The following is a 24,600-nucleotide window of genomic DNA, read 5'->3' as shown; positions in this document are numbered from 1 at the left end:
TTTATTTTATCTATGACGACTATGTCTAGGTGGTGGAGGCGGTGGATCTTGTTTTTTAGGTGCCGGCTTCCATCTGTCTTGATGAGGTGGTGGTGCTTTTTTCCAATCTGGTGCTTTATGCTGTGGTGGTGGAGGTGGTGCCATCCTATGTCTAGGTGGAGGTGGTGGAGCAGCCTCTGTTGTATTTGCACTTATGACATAACTAATAGGTGTTGCTAAGAAACATGCCATAGTTAAAATACCAATAGATTTTTTAATTCTGTTTTTTAACATTATAAAATCTCCTTTCAATCTATTTTGCCGAAAAAAACGATAAAAACGAAAATGCTATCGATATTCCCAATATAATTAGCAATAATCTTCTTAATAATGGATTCATAAAAATTCTCCTTCACGCAAATTATTTTAATTATAAAATTCTGTAATACATATAAAATATCCTCTCTCATATTTTCTTATTTTCTAAAATTAAATAGATATATTATAATATAAACATATTACTTGATTAGGTACGTGATTATATGAAAAAACTTGCAGATATATATATTAATATTCCCGTTAAAAGTATTGCTAAGGCTTACACTTATATAATTCCTGAGAAATTTGATATTTTAAAAGAAGGTTGTCGTGTTTTAGTACCTTTCGGCAATAGAATTATGGAAGGCTTTATTATTAAAATATATGCAAATAATGAACATAATATAGATATAACTAAATTAAAAGAAATCAAAGATATTATTGATACGGAAGCTTGGTTTACACCTCAAATGTATACTACCGCCAAATGGATGGCTGATTTTTATCTATGTTCTTTAGGCGAAACTATGCGGTTATTTATCCCCGGAAAAAATAGTGTACAAATTCGCCCTATTTTTAATATCAACCAACAAGAATATGATTTATTCCCTAAAAATAAACTATCAGCAATTGAAATATCTTTGCTTGAATATCTTTCTCTACAAAAAAATACTGATTTATTGACTTTACGACATAAATTCAGCACAATTGATAATTTATCTTCTTTATTAGATAAACTCATCGCCAAAAAACTAATTATCCGAGATTATACTTATAAAACAAAAGCTAATAAAATTTATATCACTTATGCTTCTTTAAATGTAACAGTTAATGATGATATTTTAGCAACTTTAAAAAATAAACCAGCTCAAAAAAAAGCTCTATTATATTTAGCTAAAATAAAAGAAGCTTCTACTAAAGATTTAGCAAATGAAAAAATCTCTCTACCTACGTTAAAAGCACTTGCTGATTTAGACTATATAAAATTAGAAAAGAAACAAATATTGCGAGATAGCTATCACCAAATAACTACTAAACAAAATACAAATAAAAAGCTAACATCAGAGCAAATGACAGCCTTAAAAAATATAGAAATAGCTCAACATCAAGGAAAGCAAAAATTTTTACTATATGGCGTTACAGGTAGTGGCAAAACTCAAATCTATATAGAAATGGCTTTAAAAGCACGTGCTTTAGGTAAACAAGTCCTTATATTAGTTCCTGAAATCGTCCTTACAGGGCAATTAGTAACTTCCTTTAAAGAATATTTTACTGATGATGTCGCTGTTATTCATAGTAGATTATCCGTTGGAGAAAGAAATGATACATTTTGGCGAATTCGCACGAAACAAGTAGGTATCATCATTGGAGCTCGTTCAGCATTATTTGCTCCATTTGAAGATTTAGGCTTAATTGTAATGGACGAAGAACATGATCCTTCATATAAGCAAGATGAATCACCTCGATACCACAGTCATGATATCATTGAAAAAATGGCTGAAATTTATCATGCTACTTTAATCATGGGTAGTGCTACACCTTCTTTAGAGAGTTATTACAAAGCGCAAATAGGCGAATATGTTTTATTAAAAATGCCTAATCGAATAGATAACCTCCCCTTACCATATATTGAAGGAGTGGACATGCGTGAAGAACTACGCATGGGCAATCGAAAAATTATTTCTTTAAAACTAAAAGAATTAATTGCAGATACTCTAGCTAAAAAAGAACAAATTATCATCATGTTAAATCGCAGAGGTTTTTCTACTTTTGTAATGTGCAGAGCTTGCGGTCATGTTATCAAATGCAAATACTGCGGTTTACCACTTGTTTATCATCGCCGTGGTATTTTACAATGCCATCATTGTGATATCACCGAAACTGTTCCTACTATCTGCCCAAAATGTAATAGTAAATATATTAAATTTTTCGGCTCAGGAACAGAAAAACTTGAAGAAGAATTATCCACTTTATTTCCTCAAGCTAGAATAATTCGCTTAGATAGAGATACTACTGGCAAAAAATTCGCTCATTTAGATATCTTAAGGCAATTTAAAGCTGGTCTATATGATATTTTATTAGGTACACAAATGGTCGCTAAAGGTCATGATATACCTACTGTAACAGCTGTTGGCATCATAAGTGCAGACTCTAGCCTAAATTTACCAGATTTTAGAGCAGGCGAACGTTGTTTTGGTTTAATAACTCAAACGGCTGGTCGTGCTGGTAGAAAAAATAAACGTGGACAAGTAATCGTACAAACGTATAATTTAGAACATTATGCTGTACAATGCGGTATTCAACAAGATTATAATCATTTTTATAATGAAGAAATTTTATTGCGTAAAGCTATGTATTATCCGCCTTTCTGTCAGCTTATAAAATTAATAATTCAAGACGAAAATGAAGAAAATGCTTTAACTAAAGCACAAAATTTAAAAAAACTCATCAAAGATAAATTTCAAGATAATAAAAATATTATTGTCATGGGCCCTGCTCCATCTTTAATCGCAAATTTCAAAGGAATGTATCGCTTTAATTTACTATTAAAAACAAATTATTTAGATACCTTACGAAATTATTTGCGTGAATGTAAAGTAGATATTGATAAAAATATAACAGTGGATATTAACCCTATTAATACAAATTAAATTCAATACAAAACAAAAACCCCAATAACTAGAATGTACTAATTATTGGGGTTAGTTTTTTAATTAATATTTATATTATTTTACAATCAAAACTGGGCATTTGGCATGTTCTAACACATATTTACTTACGCTACCAAGCAATACACCTCGTACAAGACCTAAACCTCTACTACCCATAACAATTAAATCTGCAGAAATTTCTTTTTCATAATCTCTAATTGCTTCAGCTGGGTCTCCAGTTCTATATGCACAAACAATTTTCATTCCTTCTGGGAACAATTCTTTTGCTGCATTTAAAATGCGTTGACCTGCTTTTTCAATTTCAATCAATACGTTACCAGACAAATAAGCATTAATTGCTAACTTATTAATATCTGCTACATATAAAATATGAACTTCTGCTTCATTAAAGCGATTAATTTTTATAGCCTGTTGCATAGCACGTTCAGCAATTTCAGAGCTATCGATTGGAACTAAAATACGTTTTACGTTATCCATAACCAAACCCTCCTTGGTGCCTTGATTATAATATATTTTCAAGTTATTTTATATTAATTATATTCTGCATATATAGCTAAAAATCCTGCTTTTTTGAATAAATTTTGCAAATATTTTTATAAAATTTATTTACGATAAACTTGTAACTTGCTTAATAAAAGTAAGCGATTTAAAAGGCTTACCAATTAAGGATTGTATATAATCTAATAGAATTTTTTCAGCATTTATCAAATCAATACCTTTTACTTGAAATTTAGGTGGATTGTCCCAATCTAAATGTAAAAGATGTTCTATAAATAATCTTACAGAAGCTGGATAATTTATCTGCTTTCCTTGACTACAAGATGTGCAGATTGCTCCACCTTGCATGGCATCAAAATGACAATCTCCTTCAATTTTACTTCCACATAATGCACACTGACTATAATGAAGTTGACAGCCAGTATATTCAAAAATCTGATAAGCACTAGCTAAAGCACAAATACGAGGATTAAATTTTGTTAGACAAGGCAAAATCTTTAATAATTTTTCATAAATCTCTGCTTGTGGCTCATCTTCACTGCATAATTCTTTAGCTAATTCTGCAATAAAAGAAGCATATGCCATTGCCGTCAAATCCTCATATAAATCAGAAAAAAATCCTTTATGTTCACACTGGCGAACTGTATCCATCTTTTCGCCTTTAGATAATTGAATATCTAACCATGAAAAAGGTTGCATAGATGCTGCTAATGGACTTTTAGGACGTCGACAACCATATGCTGCTGCTGTTATTTTTCCATAAGTAGGTGATAAAAGGGTAACGATTTTATCTGCGTTACCCCAATTTTTTACACCTAAAACTAATACTTCTGTTGTATAAATAGCCATATTAGTTTATTTTCCCTTTTAATATTTTACTTGTTTTCAACAGAATCTATATTTTTTTCTTGTTGAGCTTTTTCCATTTTTTCCTTAACTTCTTGTATTTTTGCTAAATCTGCTTTTACATCAGCACCTGGCATTACACCACCAGCTGTCAATATATATTGAAAAGCATCTTCTACAGAGATATCCACATAAATTATATCTTTTTTAGGTACAAATACATTAAATCCAGAAGTCATATTTAAACTCCATGGTAAAAATACAGATTCATATTCTTCATCTTTACTTAAATATGGAGCAAGTAATGATGATGGTTTTGGCATTAAAAATCCAATAGTTTTTACATTTGGATGTGGATAAGGAATTAAAACGACTTGACTAAACATCGTTTTTGATTCAAATAACATTGTAGAAACACGCTTAACACTATTGTAAATAAATTTTACAACTGGAATTTTATCTACTACTGTTTCAAAATAGCTGATAATTCGCTGAGAAGCCCATGTCCAAGTTGATGTTATCCAGCCAGCAACTAAAATAACGATAATTAATAAGGCTACACCTGCACCTGGAAATTTAAGTGGTATATAACTTTCTACAATACCTTCTACTAAAGCAAATACTGTAGCAATTACAAAATAAGTTATAACAATTGGTACTAATACTATAAGCCCATTAATAAAATAATGTGATAATCTATTCATCATGTTAAGCACGTCTTCCTTTATCAATCTCTAAAACCTAATTCACGAAGTACATTACTGCGGTCGCGCCAATCTTTCTTGACTTTTACCCACAAATCTAAATAAGTTTTAGAGCCAAGCATTGTCTCGATATCTTTGCGAGCTAATGCCCCTATTTCTTTTAATAATGCACCACGTTTACCAATGACAATTCCCTTTTGTGATTCACGTTCAACATAGATAGTTGCACGAATATAAACTTTATCATTAGCACGGGATTTCATTTCCTCAATATCTACAGCTATAGCATGTGGTATTTCATCACGAGTCAAATGAAGTACCTTTTCACGTATCATTTCCGCAGCTATCAAACGTTCTGGTTGGTCAGTTACTGTATCTGCTGGATAATACTGTGGCCCTTCTGGTAAATATTTATTTAATTCTGCAAGTAAGCTATCCAAATTCATTTTTTCTTTAGCAGAAATTGGCACTACACCTGCAAAATCATATGCTTTCATATATTTTTCAATTATCGGCAATACGGATTGTCTATCAATTAAATCCAATTTATTTACAATCAAAATAACTGGTTTTTTTGTAGCTTGCAAACGTTCCATAATATAACGTTCACCGCCACCTAAATCTTCAGTAGCATCAACTACAAATAAAATAGCATCAACTTCTTTTAATGTGCCTTCTGCTGCTTTTACCATGTATTCACCTAATTTATGCAAAGGTTTATGAATACCTGGCGTATCTAAGAAAATTACTTGTTCATTATCTGTAGTCAATACACACATAATTTTATTGCGTGTAGTCTGTGGTTTATCAGACATTATCGCTATTTTCTGTCCAATAAGACTGTTTATCAATGTAGATTTTCCTACATTTGGTCTACCAATAACTGCTACAAAACCTGATTTAAAATGTTTATTCTCCAAAAAATTAACTCCTTTTTAATCTCTACTTATTCCTAATTGTTCCATAACAAAATCTTCTTCTTTTCGCATTTCTACACGGTCAGCTTCTTCTATATGGTCATATCCCAACAAATGAAGCATACCATGAACTGTCAAAAATGCTATTTCACGACGAACACTATGACCATAATCGCCAGCTTGTTCTATCGCTTTTTCTACAGAAATAATAATATCACCTAACATATTTACAGGAATTTCTCCTTCAATATTAGGTTCATCACCTTCATTCAAAGCAAAAGATATTACATCTGTTGGTCTATCCACTTTTCTATATTCACGATTTATTTCATGAATATGTTCATTATCTGTAAGCGTAATGCTCACTTCTGCATTATCTAAAGCATATAATTGACCAACTTTTTCTACAGCTTCTTTCACTGTATCACTTAATTTTTCATCTACTTCAAGATTTTCAAGTAAATTGCTTAAAATTATTTCCATAATAAAATCTCCCATTTAGTAAATTAAATTTGTTATTTATTACTTTATCAACTATGTTTATAGAAATTCTTATCTTTATTCTCACTAGGCAAATTAGCAGCTTCATAAGCATCATAAGCTCTAATAATTCGTGCAACAACATCATGACGAATAACATCTCTATCATCAAAATGTATCACAGAAATACCTTCTAATCCATCTAATATTTTTGTCGCCTGTGTCAAACCTGAGCCACTACCTCTTGGCAAATCAATCTGACTCAAATCACCATTTACTACCATTTTTGAACCAAAACCTAAACGAGTTAAAAACATCTTCATCTGTCTAGGTGTAGTATTTTGAGCTTCATCTAAGATGACAAAAGCTCTTTCTAATGTGCGACCACGCATATATGCAAGCGGTGCTATTTCAATGATATTTCTAGCTAATAATTTTTGATAAGCTTCTAAACCTAAAATATCTTGTAATGCATCATATAGCGGTCTTAAATATGGATCGATTTTTTCTTGTAAATCACCAGGTAAAAAGCCCAAACGTTCTCCTGCTTCAACTGCTGGACGAGTCAAAATAAGTTTATCTACTTCATTATTGCGAAGTGCCATAACAGCCATGACTACAGCTAAATAAGTTTTCCCTGTACCAGCTGGACCTAAACCAAAAGTTATGCTATGACGACGAATAGCATCAATATAAATTTTCTGTCCAATAGTCTTTGGTCGAACGCATTTTCCTCTTGAAGTAACAGTCAATACATCTGTAAATAAAGATTTTAATTCATTAGATTGACCTGCTTTAACCAGCTTTATACTATATCGAACCTCATGCATTGTAAGCTTTGTACCTTGTCTATACAATAAAAGCAAAGCTTCAATGACTTGACTGGCAGCATTTACTTCTCCTTCTTCACCATTGATTGATAAATCTGTACCTCTACCAACAATACGACAGGCAAAACTATCATTTAAAACTCGCAAAAATTCATCATTTTCACCAAGAATACCAATTGTTTCTGCTCTGTCTTGAAAAGGTATTTTTATTTCTGCAAAATTTGGCAAAAGCATTCGCCCTCCATTATTTTTAAAGTAATAGTCATATTCTCATTATAACATATTCATTCTATAGTGCTAAATCTTTTTACCAAAAAATTACTTAAAGACTTCTTATTAAATTTTTATGAAAATCAATCCTTTTCTATTATAAATTATATAAATAAAAAAAGCTATAACCATTATAAAATTTTATTTTTCTTAAAATTCCTAATGATTATAGCTTTATTTTAATCTTTATGAATTACGCGTTTTATACCAAATTGCTTTAAATATTGCAGTGATTTTGGTTGTTCTAAAACTTGAGCATACGTTATTGCTTTTATTATATGCTCTTTTTCAATATCTATTTGTATTTTTTTATCCTTATCTACAGCTTTTATCTCTGTTTGTTGAATAAAATCTTTTGCCTGTAGATTAGTTCTATTTTGCTTTAATTTTTCTTGATATCTATTTTGCAAATCCTGTTCATATTTATCGATATATTGTGCTAAATCATTTATTTTTTCTTGTTGTAAATCATTTGCCACAATTTCAATATTATCATTGTTCACCTTTGGCTTTGCCATCATATAATCAAGATTTCTTTTTCTATTTTGTCTTGGTGATGGATTATCATATATATCAGGAAATTCTTGTTTTTGTTTCTTTTTTTGCTCTCTACGTTTTTGACCAGTATAGATATTTATTATCATAAAAAACAAAAAGAGCAGAAAAGGTGCTAATCCTTCCATGATAAATTATTTTATTGGTACTTGTCCTTGTGGGACTGTACTATCTCCTGTTTTACTTATTGCTTCTCGCATTTGCGTATCAGCATTGATATTATTTAAATTATAATAATCCATTACACCAAGTTTACCTTCACGAAGAGCTTTTGCTAATGCGTGTGGAACTTCTGATTGAGCTTCAACTACACGAGCTTCCATTTCTTGAGTATATGCTTTCATTTCCTGTTCTTTAGCCACAGCCATAGCACGTCTTTCTTCGGCTTTTGCTTGAGCTATACGTTTATCAGCTTCTGCTTGGTCTGTCTGAAGTTCTGCACCGATATTTCTGCCTACATCAACATCGGCTATATCAATGGATAAAATTTCAAAAGCTGTTCCCGCATCCAAACCTTTGCCAAGTACAGTTTTAGATATATCATCTGGATTAGCAAGTACATCTGTATGAGCTTCTGAAGAACCAACTGATGTTACTATCCCTTCACCAACACGAGCAATAATTGTAGGCTCACCAGCACCACCGACTAATCTATCAATATTAGCTCGAACTGTAACCCTTGCTTTAATTTTTAATTCAATACCATTTCTAGCCACAGCAGATACAACAGGTGTTTCAATAACTTTTGGATTTACGCTCATTTGTACAGCTTCTAATACATCACGACCTGCAAGGTCAATAGCTGCACTGCGTTCAAATGGAAGTGGTATTTGCGCTCTATGAGCAGCAATGAGTGCATCGACTACTTTATCCACATTACCGCCAGCTAAATAATGTGCTTCAAGTTGATTTACATTGACACTTAATCCTGCTTTATTTGCCTTGATTAGTGGCAATACAATTTTTTGTGGCGGAACTCTACGCATTCTCATACCAACTAATGTAAATATACCTACATGAACATTTGATGCTAATGCTGAAATCCACAATCCTATAGGTACAAAATGCAAAAATAACATAATCGCCACAATGACAATTACTACGATAAAACCAGAACCGATAATCGCTTCCATGATTAATCCTCCTTAAATTTATTTTAGATTTTACGTACAATAATACGCATACCTTCAATTTTTACTACACGAATTTTTTCGCCTTTACTGATATAACTACCTTCAGATACAACATCTAATACATCATCATCAATTTTCACACTTCCAGAAGGTCTTAGTTCTGTCAAAACAATCCCTTCTTTATGCAAATATCTTGAATAATCTACGCTACTTACATAACCTTCTTCACTAGAAGATGTCTTTGTCAAAATTATTTTACTCCATAATTTGCTCGTAGGTAATTTTTTTATTATCAATGCAAAAATTATTATCGCAATAACAAAAGAAATTGCCATCATCAACATTGCATCAATATCGCCACCCATAGCTAAAATCAAACTATATAATATGGCTACTACTCCGAGTCCTGCAAGTAATCCTATTGTTGGGGTTAATATTTCAATTATGATAAAAATAATCCCCACAATAAATATTGCAATCTGATATAAACTGACTAAACCTTTCACATAACTACTGCCAAAAAATACGCCAGCTGCTATGATACCTAGTAATGCCCCTATGCCTGTACCTCCTGTTTTTATCTCTACTAAAATAGCTAGAAATATAACACTCAAAAGCAATGATTGCAATATACTTGAATCTATAATAAAGTCCATATTATCACTTCCTTTTATTTTTCTATTCAACAATATAAATAATATATTCGACAATATCTCATAATAAACCTTTTTATAAAAAAATAAGTAATCTAAACAATAGTTTAAATTACTTATTCTTACTTATTTATTTAATTTTCCTAATCGTCTCCAGACGACCATCATCATAGTAGAAAAACATGCTATACCGCCCACAAAATTTGAAATCATTTCAGCATAAAAGACTCCATATACACCTAAATCCCATAAATTTGGTAAAAAAATCGTCAATGGGATAACTAAAATGACTTTACGAAACAGCGAAAAAAACGTTGCATATTTTCCCATGCCTAACGATATAAACGTTGTCTGTCCAGCAGATTGAAAAGCCATCATAAAAAATCCTAAAAAATATATATGTAATGCTGGCACGCCAAGCAATAACATTTCTTCTTCACTATTAAATAGATGAATAAAAAACTCTGGGAAAAAATCTAATATGCACCAAGCTATACTTGTATATAATAGTGCTATCTTTGTCAAAAATTTTATGCCCTGCCTTACACGTAAATATTGCCCTGCACCATAATTATAACTGATAACAGGTTGAGCACCTGAGCGAATGCCTTCTATTGTCATTTGCAAAACATCACGTATAGAATTTAGTACTGTCATTATGCCTACATAAATATTTCCGCCCCAAAATAACAATACATTATTGCAGACAATCTGCACTAAACTCCCTGTAGTGGCAAAAACAAAACCTGAAAATCCTAGAGAAACAATTTCTTTTATTAATTTAAAATCTAATTTCATGCAAGATTTTTTAATGCGATAAATTGCCTTATCACTAAATAAAAAATGCAATACCCATGATGCTGAAATAAATTGTGCAATGACAGTAGCGATAGCAGCACCTTTTATACCTAAATCTAAACCAAAGATAAAAATAGGGTCTAAGATAATATTAATTATCGCACCAATTAATATAGTGAGCATTCCTTTTTTTGCAAAACCTTGAGCATTAATAAAAGTATTCATGCCTAGTCCTACCATTACAAAAATACTTCCCCAAATATAAATAGAGAAATATTCATTAGCATAAGGATATGTTTCATCACTTGCCCCAAATAAATATAATAAGGACTTTTTCATCACTAAGCCAATAATTATTAAAATACAACTACAGATAATCAGCATGGCAAAAGAATTACCTATTATTTTTTCTGCCCTTTCATCATCGCCTCTACCTCTAGCGATAGAACAAAGTGGTGCTCCACCCATACCAAATAAATTAGTAACTGCTGTAACTAACATAATAATAGGAAAAGTAATTCCTAATCCCGTCAAAGCTAAAGTAGAATTTTGTGCTAAATGCCCTATGTACATTCTATCTACAAGACTATATAAAACATTTATCAACTGTGCTATGGTCATAGGAATAGCTAAACTCATAATATTATATGCCATACTATTTTTCGTAAAATCATTTTGTTTTTCTTGCATATTCCTTCACCTACACCTAATAAATTTATATAAAAAAACAGATAAGACCACTATCTAGTAATCTTATCTGTTTTCATAATTAACCTAGTAATTCTTTGACGATGGTATTAACCATTTTTCCGTCAGCGCGTCCTTTAACTTTAGGCATGAGCTGTCCCATGACTTTACCCATATCTTTAGGAGTTGTTGCATTAGTAGCAGCAATTGCTTCTTTAACCAACGTTCTAACTTCTTCTTCTGATAACTGTTCTGGTAAATATGGCATTAAAACGGCAATTTCAGCTTCAGTCTGTGCGACTAAATCTTCACGACCGCCTTTTTTAAATTCATCTATAGAATCTTTACGCATTTTTACTTCTTTGCTAATAAGTGCAATTATATCGTTATCATCAAGTTCTTTTTGACCATCAATTTCAGTCTGACGAATAGCTGAACGAACCATGCGGATAACAGCAAGTTTCTGTTTTCCGTCTTCTTTGGCTTTCATAGCAGCTTTCATGTCGTCCATTAACTGGGCTTTAAGTGACATATGAATTACCTCCGTTTGTGAGCTAATTAAGCTCTGTATCTGCGTTTTCTAGCAGCTTCTGATTTCTTTTTGCGTTTTACGCTTGGTTTTTCATAATGCTCACGTTTTCTAACTTCAGCTAAAGTACCAGCTTTCTGGCAAGTACGTTTAAATCTACGGAGAGCGCTATCAATTGTTTCGTTTTTACCAACTTTGATTTCAGATGACATTTATATTTCCCTCCCCTCCACCTAACACGGGAGTGTTGTACTTAATAATCATACCCAAATATTATACCTTGCTTATAAGTGCATTGTCAACCATAACCTGCAATTATATACAAATTTGATATGATTTTTTTATCAGCCTGGTGGCCATTGCATAGAGCGACCGCCAAGTAGGTGGAAATGAAGGTGCTGAACTGTTTGGCCACCCTCTTCCCCTGTATTTGCTACAGTACGGAAGCCAGTTTCTGCAATATTCAATTTTTTAGCAAGCATAGGCATTACTTCACAAGTGATATGTGCTAAAAGTTCTTTATCTTCAGCAGTTGTTGCAAGAAGACTAGCAATATGTTTTTTAGGAATAACTAATACATGAACAGGAGCTTGTGGCTCTAAATCATTAAAAGCAATGACCATGTCATCTTCATATACAGCTTGAGTTGGAATTTCTTTATTTGCTATTTTACAAAAAATACAATCTGACATATAAGGCACCTCCTTTTATAGTTTAATTAGTATAGAATTGACATATCAAATAAATATTTAATATATACCTAGTTTAAATAAAATTTACTTAAACTTTAATACTAACTCTATAACTATATATATATTCGTTATAAAATTAGTAAAATCCTTTTTTTATTTAGACAAATTTTAAATTAATTCACCTAAAATACCATCTTTAAATAATTTAACTAATTTTACAAGGCGAATATCACCAGAAGTTATTTCTCCATCATTTTTGATATATACTCTTATATAATTTGAAGTCAAGCCTTCCATATAACCATCTTGTTCTTGTTCAAATAAAACTTCTAATTCGCGTCCTAAAAATCTTTGATAGAACTCAGTTGCTGATTGTTCTGCCATCTTTTGCATCAAATGAACTCTTTGTTTTTTCACTGCTTCATCAATTTGATTTGTCATTTTGGCAGCTGGAGTACCTGCTCGTTTAGAATAAGGGAATACATGCATTTTCATAAATCCCATAGATTTAGCAAATTCCAAAGATTTTTGGAATAATTCATCTGTTTCTCCAGGGAAACCAACGATAATATCTGTAGATATAGCAATATCTGGAACTTCACGGCGAATATTTTCTATCAATCTAGCAAATTCTGCTGTAGTATAATGGCGGTTCATCGCTTTTAAAATCTCATCACTACCCGCTTGTAGTGGTAAATGTAAATGCTTAGTAAAGCGTTTATGAGTCTTCACTAATTCCAATAATCTAGGAGATATTTCAATAGACTCTAAAGAACCTAGTCGCAATCTTTTTAAATTTTCATTAGCTAAACAAATTTCTACAGCATCGCTTAAAGAAATATTTTCACCTTTAAAATCTCTACCATAAGCACCTAAATGAATACCAGTAAATACTATTTCATGGAAATTTTCTTCTACTAATTGGTCTACTGCTGTTTTTATACTTTCCAATTTACGTGAACGAATAGGCCCTCTAGTATATGGAATAATACAATATGAACAGAAATTACAACAACCATCTTGAATTTTTAAGAAGGCTCTTGTGCGATGTGGTGTACCATAAAGAGGGATATCTTCAAATTCATGCATATGCATAACATCATTTACTTCATTAAATAAACCATCTTCACGAGCTGCTTTTTCCACCAAATCAACTATTTTATCGCGCTGTTTAGTACCGATTACTACGCGAACACCTTCAATCTTGCTGATTTCATCAGAAGCAATCTGTGCATAGCACCCTGTTACAGCTATGATAGCATTATCATTTAAACGATTTGCTCTACGAATTAATTGACGAGATTTGCGCTCACCTAAGTGAGTAACAGAACAAGTATTTATAATATAAAAATCAGCAGGTTCAGAAAAATCCACTATTTCATAGCCACGATTACGAAATAGACCTTCCATAATTTCTGTTTCTACTTGATTAACTTTACAACCAAGTGTTGTTAATGCAACTTTTGGCAAAATTTCACTTCCTCAATTAAAATAAAACTAAAAAACTACTAATATAAAATTAGTATAACTAAATTACAGTCTCCTATAAGATAGTTATACTAAACAAAAATCTTTAATATTAAATCTAAATCAAAAATTAATAAATACAACCTAAATCGCCTTTTTCATACATGACGATAGTAAGTGCTGCAATTGATGCAGTTTCAGCTCGCAAAATACGTTTTCCCATAGATATACTTTTAAATCCAGCATCTTTGCATAATTGCACTTCTTCTGGAGCAAAACCACCTTCTGGGCCAATCAAGATAAGATATTTTTTACTATCTGCTGATTGTAACATTTCTTTAAAACTTTGCTCATCTTCTGCTTCATAGCAAATAAAACGAGTATAATCCGCATAATCTTTTGCTAATTGCTCTAAACTCACAATAGCTTCAACTGTCGGCTTTATTGTTCTACCGCACTGTTTTACTGCTTCATCAGCGATTTTCTGCCATTTTTGTTGACGAGCTAATTTTTTCTTATCATCATATTTCACTACACAATGACGGCTAACTACAGGAACAACACTTGATGCTCCTAATTCCACCGCTTTTTGCACGATAAATTCCATTTTATCGCCTTTAGGTAAACATTGTGCAACGACTACTTCTATAGGTGCTTCTGTATCAGCATCTTCTATATACTGCAATAATTTTAATTGCACTGTATCACTCGTACAAGAGATTACTTTTGCCTGTGCTACTTTACTTTCTCTATCAACAATAGTAAAAACCTGTTCAGGTCTTACTCTCATAGCATAAAGAAGATGTTTTGCATCATCGCCTTTAATCATGATATCTTCACTTAGACATTCATCTATAAATAAACGTCTCATTGCATATCTTCCTTACGACGGAAAATAATCGCAGCCCAACCAGCTTTTTCATTCATTTTTTCTACCATAAAGCCATGTTCTTCAGCAGCTTTAGTAACATCTGCTATACGGTCAGCAATTATACCACTTGTCAAAATAGCACCATGCTGATTTAAATAATTATCTACATCATTAAACATGCGAATAATGATATCTGCTATAATATTAGCTATAATTAAATCAGCTTTGCCATTCATATTTTTTAATAAATCGCTTTGGAAAATCTTGATATTTTCACATTCATGATTTTTTTCGATATTTTCTCTGGCAACATCAACTGCCACATTATCATAATCTGCAGCCTCGATATCTTTTGCTCCTAATTTGGAAGCAGCAATTGCTAAAATACCACTACCTGTACCAACATCGAAAACTTTCATTTCTGGTTTTACATATTCTTCTAATAATTGAATGCACATAGATGTTGTAGCATGTGTACCTGTACCAAATGCCATACCAGGGTCTAATTCAATTACTATATCATTATCTAATGGAGTGTATTCTTCCCAAGATGGCTTTACTACAATTTTTTCACCAATGCGTTCTGGATGGAAAAATTGCTTCCAATTATTAGCCCAATCTTCATCTTGGATTTCACTGCAATTAATCACGCCTGAACCCTTATCTAAAAATTGGCTCATTTCATCAATATGCAAACGCAACTGTTCTAATTTACTTGGTAAATCCTCATCAGTAGGAAGCCATGCTTTCACTGTAACAACTTCTGTTTCTTCAGCAAGTGGTATATCTGTATAATCCCAAGCTCCAGAATGAATATAAGTATTCACAAGTTCTGGGTCTTCAATTAATACACCAGATGCTCCAAGTTCATGAAAAATCTCTGCTACAGCTTCAGTAGCCTCATGTGAAGTTTGAATGCTAATTTCAGCCCATTTCACGGGTAAATTCCTCCTTAAATAAATACTAAATCAAAACACATAAAGATTATTATACGTTTTGCTTTGACAAATGTAAACCATTCATTATAAAAAATATATTTAATTTACATTCTCATTTATTATAAACCTTGCTCTATTAATTTATCAAATTGTTTTATTTCTTTTGCTTGGTCTTTAATGATATTTTTAGCAATTTTTCTTATTTGCGGATTTTTTGTATATACTAAAATCTGTTTACTAGCTTCTAGCGCACCTTCATGATGATATTTCATTGCCAAAACAAAAGTATAATCTGCTGTTTTTTTATCGCGAGTTCTAGTTACAGCAATCATTTTATTCATCATTTCCGCCATATTTTCTTTTTCTTTAGCCACAAATTCAGCATAAGCTTTTTCACTTAAATTACTATTGCTAAAATCTCCATTAGCTAAAAGCTCATTGAAATCTTCAATTTCTTTTGTCTGTGTCTTTATAATATTACGAGCTATTGCTTTTACTTCTTCATTACTGCCATATTCTAAAATTAATTTTGCAGAATCTATTGCACCTTGATGATGTGGTATCATATTAGCGATAAAATCTTTATCCACATTGCCACTTTGTACAAATTCTTCATTCATCATCGGCATATGCATACTATCTACAATTTCATTATTGATTAATGGGTCAAAATTTAGACGATTTGTCTGCGTATTTATATTCATATCATGATGTCCATGATAATCATGATAATGTGCATTTGCCACACCAAAACTATTTACACTACTAATAATTGACGCACAAGTTATAGCTAAAATTATTTTTTTCATTTTTCCAACCTCTTATTATTTAATATTTCATAGTGAAATTATATGATTTAGCTTTATAATTGTCAATATAACAATAATATTCTTGGAGGTATCTATGCTTAATATTTTACAATTACAAACAAAAGTCTTATCTTCAAAGGAACAAACATTAAATTACATTGAAGCTTATCTCAAAAAATTTCTTCATCTTCAGCCTGACATTGTAACCTTACCAGAAATGTTTAACTGTCCTTATGATAATAAATCTTTTCCTTTATATGCTGAATTCGAAGGAGATATTACTTACAAATTTTGTCAAAATCTAGCTAAAAAATATAATATCTATTTAAGTGCAGGCTCTATTCCTGAAAAAGATGTCCAAAATCATTTATTTAATACAGCTTATGTCTTTGATAATAATGGTAATTGCATCGCTAAACATCGCAAAATGCATTTATTCGATATTGATGTGAAAAATGGTCAACGCTTTAAAGAATCAGATACTTTATCTGCTGGTAATAATATCACTGTCTTCGATACGAAATGGGGCAAAATTGGATTGTGCATTTGTTATGATTTCCGCTTCCCTGAACTCGCTCGATTAATGGTAAATTTAGGAGCAAAAATTATCCTTGTTCCCGCTGCTTTCAATATGACCACAGGCCCACTTCATTGGGAATTATTATTCCAAAGTCGTGCTGTAGATAATCAAGTATTCACCATTGGTACAGCTCCTGCTAGAAATTTAAATGCTTCTTATCATTCTTATGGTCATAGCATTATTGTTTCACCATGGGGAAAAATTTTAAATCAAGCAGATTTTGAAGAAACTGCTTTATTTACAACTATAAATTTAAATGAAATTAATCTCGTTCGTGAACAGATACCACTTTTAAGACATCGTCGTTTAGATATCTATGAATTAACACAAAAATAAAACTTATAAACTTGCACAAAATAAAAAAATAAGTTAAAATATCTCCTTGTTATAAAAATTACCAATTAAAAATAAATATTTAATAGGTAATTAAATATAGGAGGTGTTATTATATGTTATTAATTAAAGACCGCTTTCAAGGAGTATTTCTTTGTTTCGTCTTAGCCTTACCTGCTTATTTTTTAGGTAAAGAATTTGAAATCATTGGCGGTCCTGTTTTTGCCATTTTACTTGGTATGCTATTATCAAAATTTGTTCGCGAAAAAGATATCTTAAAAAGTGGTATTACATTCACTTCTAAAAAAGTTTTACAATATGCTGTTATTTTATTGGGCTTTGGTCTAAACTTAAGCACTGTTATCGCTGTAGGTGCTACATCTTTGCCAATCATCATTTCTACAATTGCCACTTCATTCATTACAGCCTACATAATTTTTAAATTAATCAATATTCCTGCAAAATCTTCTATCTTAATCGGTGTAGGTTCTTCTATTTGTGGTGGTTCTGCAATCGCTGCAACAGCACCTGTCATTGACGCTAATCATAAAGAAATAGCTCAAGCCATATCTGTTATCTTCTTATTTAATATCATCGCTGCTTTAATTTTCCCTACTTTGGGTAATTTTTTAGGTTTATCTGATCATGGTTTTGCTATCTTTGCAGGTACTGCTGTCAATGATACTTCTTCTGTTACAGCAGCAGCTTCTTCTTGGGATAGCATGCATAATACTGGTACAGAAGTTTTAACTGGTGCTACTATCGTAAAACTCACTAGAACACTTGCTATTATTCCTATCACATTAGTTTTAGGCTTTTATCAAGCTAAAAAAGCTTCTGGTCAAAACAAAGCTAGTATAAAATCTGCATTTCCAATGTTTATTTTATATTTCATCATTGCTTCTATTATTACTACTTTCTTAAATTATTTTATGGATAGAAATATTTTTTCTGCTGAAATATCTTCTGCTATTTTATCTTTCTTTGCTTTAATGAAATTTTTCAGTAAATATTTCATCATCATGGCAATGGGCGCTATTGGTCTTCATACTGATATCGTTGATTTAATAAAAAATGGTGGTCGTCCTATCATCATGGGCTTTTGCTGTTGGGTAGCTATTGCCTGCGTAAGTTTATTTGTTCAACATCTTTTAGGTTTGTGGTAAAAAATAAATTATAAAAATTAAGCTAGAATATGTCTTTTCAGATATGTTCTAGCTTTTTTATTTTTATCTTTAAATCTGTTGTTTTTACAACATACTTTTAAATCAAGGTTAAGTATAATAAGCATATCAATTAAATCACAAATAAAATTATTGGAGAGATAATTATGGAAAATAAAATGTTTTGCTTTCAATGTCAAGAAACAGCTCAATGCACAGGCTGTACTCGTGTAGGTGTTTGTGGGAAATCTGCCACTACTGCTACACTGCAAGATTTATTAATTTATGCAACTAAAGGTCTTTGCGAAATCACTACTAAACTTCGTCAAGAAAAACAAGATATCAGTCGTAAATTAAATCAATTTATCTGTGAAAATCTTTTTATCACTATCACTAACGCTAATTTTGATGATGATATTATCATTAAACGCATCACAGACACTTTAAATTATAAACAAGAATTACTTGCAAAATTACAAAATAAAAATAATTTATCCCCTGTAGCTCTTTGGACTACTAATGATGAAAATACTTACCTAGTAAAAGGTGCTACTATCGGCGTTTTAGCTACTGAAAATGAAGATATTCGCAGTCTTCGTGAATTAATCACTTATGGTTTAAAAGGTATGGCAGCATATAATAAACATGCAAATGCCCTTGGTAAATTTAATGATGAAATTGACTCATTTTTACAAGCTACTTTAGCTAAAACTGTTGATAATAATTTATCTGGAGAAGAATTAACAGCTCTTGCTTTAGAAACCGGTGCTTTCGGTGTAAAAGTCATGGCACTTTTAGATGAAGCTAATACTTCTCGCTATGGAAATCCAGAAATCACATCTGTAGATATCGGTGTTCGCAATAATCCAGCAATTTTGATTTCTGGTCATGATTTACGCGATTTAGAAATGCTTCTTGAACAAACTCAAGGAACTGGTGTCGATGTATATACACATAGTGAAATGCTTCCAGCACATTATTATCCATTCTTCAAAAAATATAAAAACTTTGCAGGTAACTACGGCAATGCTTGGTGGAAACAAAAAGAAGAATTTTTATCCTTTAACGGCCCTATTTTATTGACTACTAACTGTCTTGTACCACCAAAAGCTGAATATAAAGATAGAATTTATACTACAGGTGTTGTTGGCTTTGCAGGTTGCAAACATATTCCTGGCGAAATCGGCGAAACTAAAGATTTTTCTGCTATTATTGAACATGCCAAAAAATGCCCACCACCAACACAAATTGAAACAGGCTCTATCGTAGGTGGTTTTGCTCATAATCAAGTCTTAGCTCTTGCTGATAAAGTAGTTGAAGCTGTAAAATCTGGTGCTATCAAAAAATTTGTAGTTATGGCAGGCTGTGATGGTCGTCAATTAGCTAGAAATTATTATACTGACTTTGCTAAATCACTTCCTCAAGATACAGTTATCTTAACTGCTGGCTGTGCAAAATATAAATACAATAAATTAAATCTAGGCGATATCGGTGGTATTCCTCGCGTTTTAGATGCTGGTCAATGTAATGATAGCTATTCACTCGCTTTGATTGCTTTAAAACTTAAAGAAGTATTTGGCTTAGATGATATCAATGAATTACCAATTGCTTATAATATCGCATGGTATGAACAAAAAGCTGTTATCGTTCTTTTAGCACTTCTTTATCTTGGTGTTAAAAATATAAAACTTGGCCCTACACTTCCAGCTTTCTTATCTCCAAATGTAGCTAAAGTTCTTGTGGATAACTTCGGTATTTCTGGTATCAATAGTGTAGAAGAAGATATTAAATCTCTTATCTAAAACTTAAAACACAACAAAAAAGACGGTATTAAACCCGTCTTTTTTTACTTTCTTTATTTTTTCATATTTAAATATTTTTCTCTCAAAGCTATTTTTCGTTGCATGGCCTTAACAAATTCTTTTGCTCGAGAAAAATCTTCTTCATTAGGATGCATTGAAGCTTTTTGCCAACGTTCAAGATTACGAGGTGTCGCTGCATGAGGATCATTTTTATCAGCATTTTTGCGTCTTTCCAGCATTGCTGGATTTATTTTTCCTTGACTGGCAAAAGTTCCCAATACTTTGCAATTTTCTCCTAAATAACTAGCAGCTCTAGCAAAAGCAGTTATAGAATGTTCACTATTTAATTCTGCCCCTTGTGTTTGAAATAAAATTACTGTTTTATTATTTAATTTTTTCAATAATTCCTGTACCATTTTATCTGGTTCGCCACGAGTGAGCCAATATCCCACAGCAATATTATCATAATCCTCAAGATTAAATTCATCTCGTATAGCAAAAATATCTGCTACATTTTCACCAAAACCATCATAAATAGCCTCTGCTATCTGTTTTGTATTTCCAGTTACACTAGAATAAACTATCAACCATTTTTTCATTATACACACTCTTTTCTTATAAATTAATTATTATTATAAATAAAAAAGATATAAATTCTGTTGTTTTTACAACTAATTAAACAAAAATAAAAAGGGATTAAGCATAAAGCCAATCCCTTAAATATAATTCCATTATTAATATTATTAAAATTCAATTTGTAATTTAAATTCAGTTTCCTGTTTTTCTTCTTTTGCCCAAGTATTTAACATATTAATCATAGCAATAAAAGAAGAAGCTGAAATATCTTCAATGATATTATGATTTTCTTTAGAACGTCCACCCACATATTCTAAGCTAATACTACTAGATAATCTTTCATCTGCTTCTTTAAGTAAAGTATTAATCACTGCATTTAAAGTTGCTTCATTGATTACTTCATAATCGCTCAAATCATTATTGCAAAAAATAGTTGTTAAATTAAAGAAACCTTTTTCTCTGTCGCTGATAGGTATAGCAAAATATCTATTTTCGTATTTTTTATTATAAGGCACATCGTAACTATGTTCATAATCCCTTACTTCATACTTACCTACTAAATAAGCAGTAGGCTTACTTTGCTCGTCTTTCACAACTTTTACCAATTCTTTAAAAGCTACTCTAAAAGTATTTTCTTTAAACCCTTGTTTATTAATATAGAGATAAACTTTCATTTAGTGCCAGGCCTCTTTTCTCTTCAAATTTCTATTAATAATAATACCATTATATTTATAAAACGTCTATTTAAATGAAAATTCAATAAAATTTTAATTTTTAATAATTATATTTAAACATAAAAAAAGGATATTCTTTAAAAAGAATATCCTTTTTATAACTTTCATATCAATTATTTATTATCTTTACCCCAAGTACGTTCAAGTTCTCTAACAATTTCAGCATGTTTTTCTTCTGTTAATTTAACTTTAGCTTTGTAAATGAATGTTGCAATGATGAGTAAGATAAATGGAATTGCAAACATGATAATTTGGAAGTTGAGTAAATTATCAGGAGTTATGCTTTCTGCTGTAACTTTATTACCAGACATACCAACCCAAACAGCTGTGAAGCCTACGATAGCAGATGTGATAGCACCGCCTAATTTATCAATTAAAGGACGTACACAAAGTACGAGTGCTTCATCACGATGACCAAGTTTTAATTGACCATATTCAACAGTATCTGTGATTGTCATTAATACAACAAGGAAGATAAGTGGCTGTGGTAATGCAAATAAACCAGCACCAAGTAATGTTAAATATACATTTTGACCTGCAAAGTAGTAAATAACTACTGCAATTAACATAATAGCGATAGAATAGAAGAATAAATTACGTCTGCTGAATTTTTTAGTTAATGATGGGAATAAAGCAACTGCCATTAAACCAATGATAACATTGATTACACCTAAGAAGGAGAACTGAGAAGAATCACCTAATACATAAATGAAATAGTAAAGGTTGAAGTTATTGATAAGGTTTTGACCTAAACCAAAGATAAGATAAGCAAATGCAATCCATAAGAGCTGGTCATTTTTCATTAATACAGAGAAAACTTGTCCAAAAGATGTATCTGTTTTGTTTTCACGAAGAGCAGAGTCATGTTCTTTTGTACCAATACCAAGAATGATAGCACCTACAGTAGCAATTAAACCACCAATTGCAGCAAATGCGAACCAACCTGTAGCATCACCTGCACCACCATTGCTATTTTCAGAGAAAGCTAAAACAATTGGAATAACAATGATAGTTACGAGCTGACCACCGAATACAGAACCAATACGTGCATAAGTAGCTGTAATTTCACGTTCACGAGAGTCAAAAGAAAGTGCTGGTATCATGGACCAAATAGCAACGTCTTTTGCTGAATAGAAAATATCCATAATTATATATAAGATAGCGAAAACAATTAAGTACATTATAGGGCTTGTTTCAGCTAAACCGCCAATATCTGTAAATAAGATAGCTAAAGTAACTGCGGCAATAACTGCACCAGAAAGAACCCAAGGTTTAAATTTACCCCATCTAGTTTTTGTTTTATCGATAGTATTACCAATGAATGGGTCAATGAAAAGTTCCGCAACACGAATAACAAGAATAACTGTTGTTACAAGACCGATCATATATTCATTATAACTTGTATCATCTGTATTAAATAAATTACTTGTTACGAAAATCATAAAATAAGTACCAATCATTGCATAGAAAAAGTCATGCCCAAAGGTACCGCACGCATATGCCACACGTGATAAAAATCTTGACATATAAAGGCCTCCCATTATGTTATTAAAAATTTAATGACTACACTAAAAATTATTTAACTGTGTTAATATATTCGATGATAGCATCAGCTATTTTATCTAAAGGAGCATTGCTAGTATTTACAATTAAATCATAGTTAGAAGCTTCGCCCCATTTTTTACCTGTGTAATAATTGTAATATCTAGCTCTTTTTTCGTTTTCTGCGTCCAATTCTTTCAAAGTTTTACCTTCGTAAACTTCTTTACCTCTTTTTTCTCTATATTCATCATTTGCACAAACGAAGATAGAGAAATGGTTTGGCATATCTTCTAATACATAATCAGCGCAACGACCTAAGATAACACATGATCCATCATTAGCAAGTTTTCTTACTACACTAGCTTCAGATAAGAACATGCCTCTACTAGATTCACCCATGCGAGTACCAAAAGAATGGAATGGCATGAATGTCAATGTCAATGGATGAACAGTATTTTCTAAATCTAATAAATCTTGTTCAGATAAATCATTAATACCTAATTTAGCTGCTGCGATATGCACAATTTGTCTATCGTACAATTTTACATTTAATTTTTTAGCTAAAATTTCAGCTAATTCACGACCACCGCAACCATACTGTCTACTTATTGTAATTACTGTATTTGAGTTCATATTAAATCCCTCTCTTTAATATTAAAATATAATAAATAAGAAAATGCTCAACTTATCAAATATATAATAATAAATAAAAGTATATGATTTTTTTGAAAATTTTTATTTTGAAAACGTTTACAATTAACATGAAATGTACATTTCTATCTAAAAGCTTTGTTATTATTATATTTTATATCGTTACCAATAGCAATGTTTTATGTTGCTAAAATTTGTTTAAATGTTGTATATTATGTAAAATTATAAAAAAGAACTGTACTAAAATGATATGCACCCAAAATATTGGACATATTAATTAAGCTACTAATTGAGACTTAGTTCTGTATTCTACAGGACTAAGTCCTTTTAGTTTTATCTTTATCCGTTTTGTATTATAATATTTTATATAAGATTTTAACTCTTTTATAAAATCTTCAACGGATTTGAATTTTTTTAAATAGAATAATTCGCTTTTTAGTAAACCAAAGAAATTTTCTATTACGGCATTATCTAAGCAATTGCCTTTTCGGCTCATGCTTTGGATAATGCCTTTTTCTTTTAATAATTTTTGATATTTTTTATTCTGATACTGCCATCCTTGGTCTGAGTGTA

General features: G+C 31.3%; 27 protein-coding genes. 4 read left to right on the top strand and 23 right to left on the bottom strand.

Translation table 11 applies throughout. The features are described from left to right. Positions 1 to 6: 6 nt before the first annotated feature. Positions 7 to 273, bottom strand: a complete 267-nt coding sequence (locus tag F553_RS12175) for a hypothetical protein (protein WP_018998987.1) — start codon at positions 271 to 273, stop codon at positions 7 to 9. 248 nt (positions 274 to 521) lie between these two features. Between F553_RS12175 and priA the strand changes: the two genes are divergently transcribed. After that, positions 522 to 2,948: a primosomal protein N' gene (priA, locus tag F553_RS0103300; protein WP_018998986.1), complete on the top strand. Its 2,427-nt coding sequence runs from the start codon at positions 522 to 524 to the stop codon at positions 2,946 to 2,948. 75 nt (positions 2,949 to 3,023) lie between these two features. Here the strand turns inward: priA and F553_RS0103295 are convergent, their stop codons facing one another. The 17 genes from F553_RS0103295 to F553_RS0103215 form a co-directional block, all read right to left on the bottom strand. Then, on the bottom strand, positions 3,024 to 3,446 hold the full coding sequence (locus tag F553_RS0103295) for a universal stress protein (RefSeq protein WP_018998985.1): 423 nt from the start codon (positions 3,444 to 3,446) through the stop codon (positions 3,024 to 3,026). 129 nt (positions 3,447 to 3,575) lie between these two features. Further along, positions 3,576 to 4,316, bottom strand: a complete 741-nt coding sequence (gene recO, locus F553_RS0103290) for a DNA repair protein RecO (protein WP_008538138.1) — start codon at positions 4,314 to 4,316, stop codon at positions 3,576 to 3,578. Positions 4,317 to 4,342: 26 nt separating this feature from the next. Then, entirely contained in the window at positions 4,343 to 5,020 is a 678-nt protein-coding gene (locus tag F553_RS0103285; protein ID WP_018998984.1) for a DUF502 domain-containing protein, read from the bottom strand. Between the two features lie 20 nt (positions 5,021 to 5,040). Next, entirely contained in the window at positions 5,041 to 5,937 is an 897-nt protein-coding gene (gene era / locus F553_RS0103280; protein WP_018998983.1) for a GTPase Era, read from the bottom strand. 15 nt (positions 5,938 to 5,952) lie between these two features. Next, positions 5,953 to 6,417, bottom strand: coding sequence for an rRNA maturation RNase YbeY (gene ybeY, locus F553_RS0103275; protein WP_018998982.1), 465 nt, complete (start codon positions 6,415 to 6,417; stop codon positions 5,953 to 5,955). A 47-nt stretch (positions 6,418 to 6,464) separates the two neighbouring features. Beyond that, the gene (locus F553_RS0103270; RefSeq protein WP_018998981.1) at positions 6,465 to 7,478 is read right to left on the bottom strand and encodes a PhoH family protein; all 1,014 of its coding nucleotides are present in this window, start codon (positions 7,476 to 7,478) and stop codon (positions 6,465 to 6,467) included. A gap of 215 nt (positions 7,479 to 7,693) precedes the next feature. After that, complete coding sequence (locus F553_RS0103265; protein WP_244263930.1) at positions 7,694 to 8,197, bottom strand: hypothetical protein; 504 nt, start codon at positions 8,195 to 8,197, stop codon at positions 7,694 to 7,696. Between the two features lie 6 nt (positions 8,198 to 8,203). Continuing rightward, complete coding sequence (gene floA / locus F553_RS0103260) at positions 8,204 to 9,202, bottom strand: flotillin-like protein FloA (protein ID WP_018998979.1); 999 nt, start codon at positions 9,200 to 9,202, stop codon at positions 8,204 to 8,206. Between the two features lie 23 nt (positions 9,203 to 9,225). After that, positions 9,226 to 9,858, bottom strand: a complete 633-nt coding sequence (locus F553_RS0103255) for an NfeD family protein (protein WP_018998978.1) — start codon at positions 9,856 to 9,858, stop codon at positions 9,226 to 9,228. Positions 9,859 to 9,981: 123 nt separating this feature from the next. Further along, positions 9,982 to 11,343, bottom strand: a complete 1,362-nt coding sequence (locus F553_RS0103250; protein WP_008538147.1) for an MATE family efflux transporter — start codon at positions 11,341 to 11,343, stop codon at positions 9,982 to 9,984. Positions 11,344 to 11,422: 79 nt separating this feature from the next. After that, positions 11,423 to 11,872, bottom strand: a complete 450-nt coding sequence (locus tag F553_RS0103245; protein ID WP_018998977.1) for a GatB/YqeY domain-containing protein — start codon at positions 11,870 to 11,872, stop codon at positions 11,423 to 11,425. 26 nt (positions 11,873 to 11,898) lie between these two features. After that, on the bottom strand, positions 11,899 to 12,081 hold the full coding sequence (gene rpsU, locus F553_RS0103240; protein ID WP_008538150.1) for a 30S ribosomal protein S21: 183 nt from the start codon (positions 12,079 to 12,081) through the stop codon (positions 11,899 to 11,901). Between the two features lie 132 nt (positions 12,082 to 12,213). Beyond that, positions 12,214 to 12,561 carry a histidine triad nucleotide-binding protein gene (locus F553_RS0103235; protein WP_018998976.1) on the bottom strand — a complete coding sequence of 116 codons (348 nt, stop codon included), beginning with the start codon at positions 12,559 to 12,561 and terminating at the stop codon, positions 12,214 to 12,216. A gap of 168 nt (positions 12,562 to 12,729) precedes the next feature. Then, on the bottom strand, positions 12,730 to 14,031 hold the full coding sequence (gene mtaB, locus F553_RS0103230) for a tRNA (N(6)-L-threonylcarbamoyladenosine(37)-C(2))-methylthiotransferase MtaB (RefSeq protein WP_018998975.1): 1,302 nt from the start codon (positions 14,029 to 14,031) through the stop codon (positions 12,730 to 12,732). A gap of 127 nt (positions 14,032 to 14,158) precedes the next feature. Continuing rightward, a complete protein-coding gene (locus F553_RS0103225) occupies positions 14,159 to 14,899 on the bottom strand; it encodes a 16S rRNA (uracil(1498)-N(3))-methyltransferase (protein WP_018998974.1) in 741 nt (246 codons plus the stop codon). Continuing rightward, positions 14,896 to 15,837: a 50S ribosomal protein L11 methyltransferase gene (prmA, locus tag F553_RS0103220; protein WP_008538154.1), complete on the bottom strand. Its 942-nt coding sequence runs from the start codon at positions 15,835 to 15,837 to the stop codon at positions 14,896 to 14,898. The genes F553_RS0103225 and prmA overlap by 4 nt, the downstream gene beginning before the upstream one ends. 119 nt (positions 15,838 to 15,956) lie before the next feature. Further along, positions 15,957 to 16,646, bottom strand: coding sequence for a DUF305 domain-containing protein (locus F553_RS0103215; protein WP_018998973.1), 690 nt, complete (start codon positions 16,644 to 16,646; stop codon positions 15,957 to 15,959). A 94-nt stretch (positions 16,647 to 16,740) separates the two neighbouring features. Here F553_RS0103215 and F553_RS0103210 point away from each other — a divergent pair, with 94 nt between their 5' ends. The 3 genes from F553_RS0103210 to hcp all read left to right on the top strand — a co-directional run bounded on the left by F553_RS0103210 (position 16,741) and on the right by hcp (position 20,524). Beyond that, entirely contained in the window at positions 16,741 to 17,562 is an 822-nt protein-coding gene (locus tag F553_RS0103210) for a carbon-nitrogen hydrolase family protein (RefSeq protein WP_018998972.1), read from the top strand. Positions 17,563 to 17,675: 113 nt separating this feature from the next. Next, positions 17,676 to 18,725, top strand: a complete 1,050-nt coding sequence (locus F553_RS0103205) for a YeiH family protein (RefSeq protein WP_018998971.1) — start codon at positions 17,676 to 17,678, stop codon at positions 18,723 to 18,725. Positions 18,726 to 18,889: 164 nt separating this feature from the next. Continuing rightward, positions 18,890 to 20,524: a hydroxylamine reductase gene (gene hcp, locus F553_RS0103200; RefSeq protein ID WP_018998970.1), complete on the top strand. Its 1,635-nt coding sequence runs from the start codon at positions 18,890 to 18,892 to the stop codon at positions 20,522 to 20,524. 53 nt (positions 20,525 to 20,577) lie between these two features. On the opposite strand, the gene F553_RS0103195 is transcribed toward hcp, so the two are convergent. The 5 genes from F553_RS0103195 to F553_RS0103175 form a co-directional block, all read right to left on the bottom strand. After that, complete coding sequence (locus F553_RS0103195; protein WP_018998969.1) at positions 20,578 to 21,123, bottom strand: flavodoxin family protein; 546 nt, start codon at positions 21,121 to 21,123, stop codon at positions 20,578 to 20,580. A gap of 144 nt (positions 21,124 to 21,267) precedes the next feature. Continuing rightward, complete coding sequence (locus F553_RS0103190) at positions 21,268 to 21,774, bottom strand: hypothetical protein (protein WP_018998968.1); 507 nt, start codon at positions 21,772 to 21,774, stop codon at positions 21,268 to 21,270. Between the two features lie 173 nt (positions 21,775 to 21,947). Then, positions 21,948 to 23,360, bottom strand: coding sequence for a glycoside-pentoside-hexuronide (GPH):cation symporter (locus F553_RS0103185; protein ID WP_008538160.1), 1,413 nt, complete (start codon positions 23,358 to 23,360; stop codon positions 21,948 to 21,950). A gap of 49 nt (positions 23,361 to 23,409) precedes the next feature. After that, entirely contained in the window at positions 23,410 to 24,009 is a 600-nt protein-coding gene (locus F553_RS0103180; RefSeq protein ID WP_018998967.1) for a cytidylate kinase-like family protein, read from the bottom strand. A gap of 295 nt (positions 24,010 to 24,304) precedes the next feature. Further along, the coding region (locus F553_RS0103175) for an IS3 family transposase (protein WP_018998966.1) at positions 24,305 to 24,600 on the bottom strand (296 nt) is incomplete at its 5' end.

The organism is Megamonas rupellensis DSM 19944, assembly GCF_000378365.1.
In the GTDB taxonomy this organism is placed as follows: Bacteria; Bacillota; Negativicutes; order Selenomonadales; family Selenomonadaceae; genus Megamonas; species Megamonas funiformis.
This window is presented reverse-complemented; position numbering and strand designations above follow the sequence as displayed.

Bases quoted from the DNA above. Each gene is read 5' to 3' on its own strand.
- F553_RS12175 (WP_018998987.1), bottom strand. From the start codon at position 273: ATGTTAAAAAACAGAATTAAAAAATCTATTGGTATTTTAACTATGGCA.
- priA (WP_018998986.1), top strand. From the start codon at position 522: ATGAAAAAACTTGCAGATATATATATTAATATTCCCGTTAAAAGTATT.
- F553_RS0103295 (WP_018998985.1), bottom strand. From the start codon at position 3,446: ATGGATAACGTAAAACGTATTTTAGTTCCAATCGATAGCTCTGAAATT.
- recO (WP_008538138.1), bottom strand. From the start codon at position 4,316: ATGGCTATTTATACAACAGAAGTATTAGTTTTAGGTGTAAAAAATTGG.
- F553_RS0103285 (WP_018998984.1), bottom strand. From the start codon at position 5,020: ATGATGAATAGATTATCACATTATTTTATTAATGGGCTTATAGTATTA.
- ybeY (WP_018998982.1), bottom strand. From the start codon at position 6,417: ATGGAAATAATTTTAAGCAATTTACTTGAAAATCTTGAAGTAGATGAA.
- F553_RS0103270 (WP_018998981.1), bottom strand. From the start codon at position 7,478: ATGCTTTTGCCAAATTTTGCAGAAATAAAAATACCTTTTCAAGACAGA.
- F553_RS0103265 (WP_244263930.1), bottom strand. From the start codon at position 8,197: ATGGAAGGATTAGCACCTTTTCTGCTCTTTTTGTTTTTTATGATAATA.
- floA (WP_018998979.1), bottom strand. From the start codon at position 9,202: ATGGAAGCGATTATCGGTTCTGGTTTTATCGTAGTAATTGTCATTGTG.
- F553_RS0103255 (WP_018998978.1), bottom strand. From the start codon at position 9,858: ATGGACTTTATTATAGATTCAAGTATATTGCAATCATTGCTTTTGAGT.
- F553_RS0103250 (WP_008538147.1), bottom strand. From the start codon at position 11,343: ATGCAAGAAAAACAAAATGATTTTACGAAAAATAGTATGGCATATAAT.
- F553_RS0103245 (WP_018998977.1), bottom strand. From the start codon at position 11,872: ATGTCACTTAAAGCCCAGTTAATGGACGACATGAAAGCTGCTATGAAA.
- rpsU (WP_008538150.1), bottom strand. From the start codon at position 12,081: ATGTCATCTGAAATCAAAGTTGGTAAAAACGAAACAATTGATAGCGCT.
- F553_RS0103235 (WP_018998976.1), bottom strand. From the start codon at position 12,561: ATGTCAGATTGTATTTTTTGTAAAATAGCAAATAAAGAAATTCCAACT.
- F553_RS0103225 (WP_018998974.1), bottom strand. From the start codon at position 14,899: ATGAGACGTTTATTTATAGATGAATGTCTAAGTGAAGATATCATGATT.
- F553_RS0103215 (WP_018998973.1), bottom strand. From the start codon at position 16,646: ATGAAAAAAATAATTTTAGCTATAACTTGTGCGTCAATTATTAGTAGT.
- F553_RS0103210 (WP_018998972.1), top strand. From the start codon at position 16,741: ATGCTTAATATTTTACAATTACAAACAAAAGTCTTATCTTCAAAGGAA.
- F553_RS0103205 (WP_018998971.1), top strand. From the start codon at position 17,676: ATGTTATTAATTAAAGACCGCTTTCAAGGAGTATTTCTTTGTTTCGTC.
- hcp (WP_018998970.1), top strand. From the start codon at position 18,890: ATGGAAAATAAAATGTTTTGCTTTCAATGTCAAGAAACAGCTCAATGC.
- F553_RS0103195 (WP_018998969.1), bottom strand. From the start codon at position 21,123: ATGAAAAAATGGTTGATAGTTTATTCTAGTGTAACTGGAAATACAAAA.
- F553_RS0103190 (WP_018998968.1), bottom strand. From the start codon at position 21,774: ATGAAAGTTTATCTCTATATTAATAAACAAGGGTTTAAAGAAAATACT.
- F553_RS0103185 (WP_008538160.1), bottom strand. From the start codon at position 23,360: ATGTCAAGATTTTTATCACGTGTGGCATATGCGTGCGGTACCTTTGGG.
- F553_RS0103180 (WP_018998967.1), bottom strand. From the start codon at position 24,009: ATGAACTCAAATACAGTAATTACAATAAGTAGACAGTATGGTTGCGGT.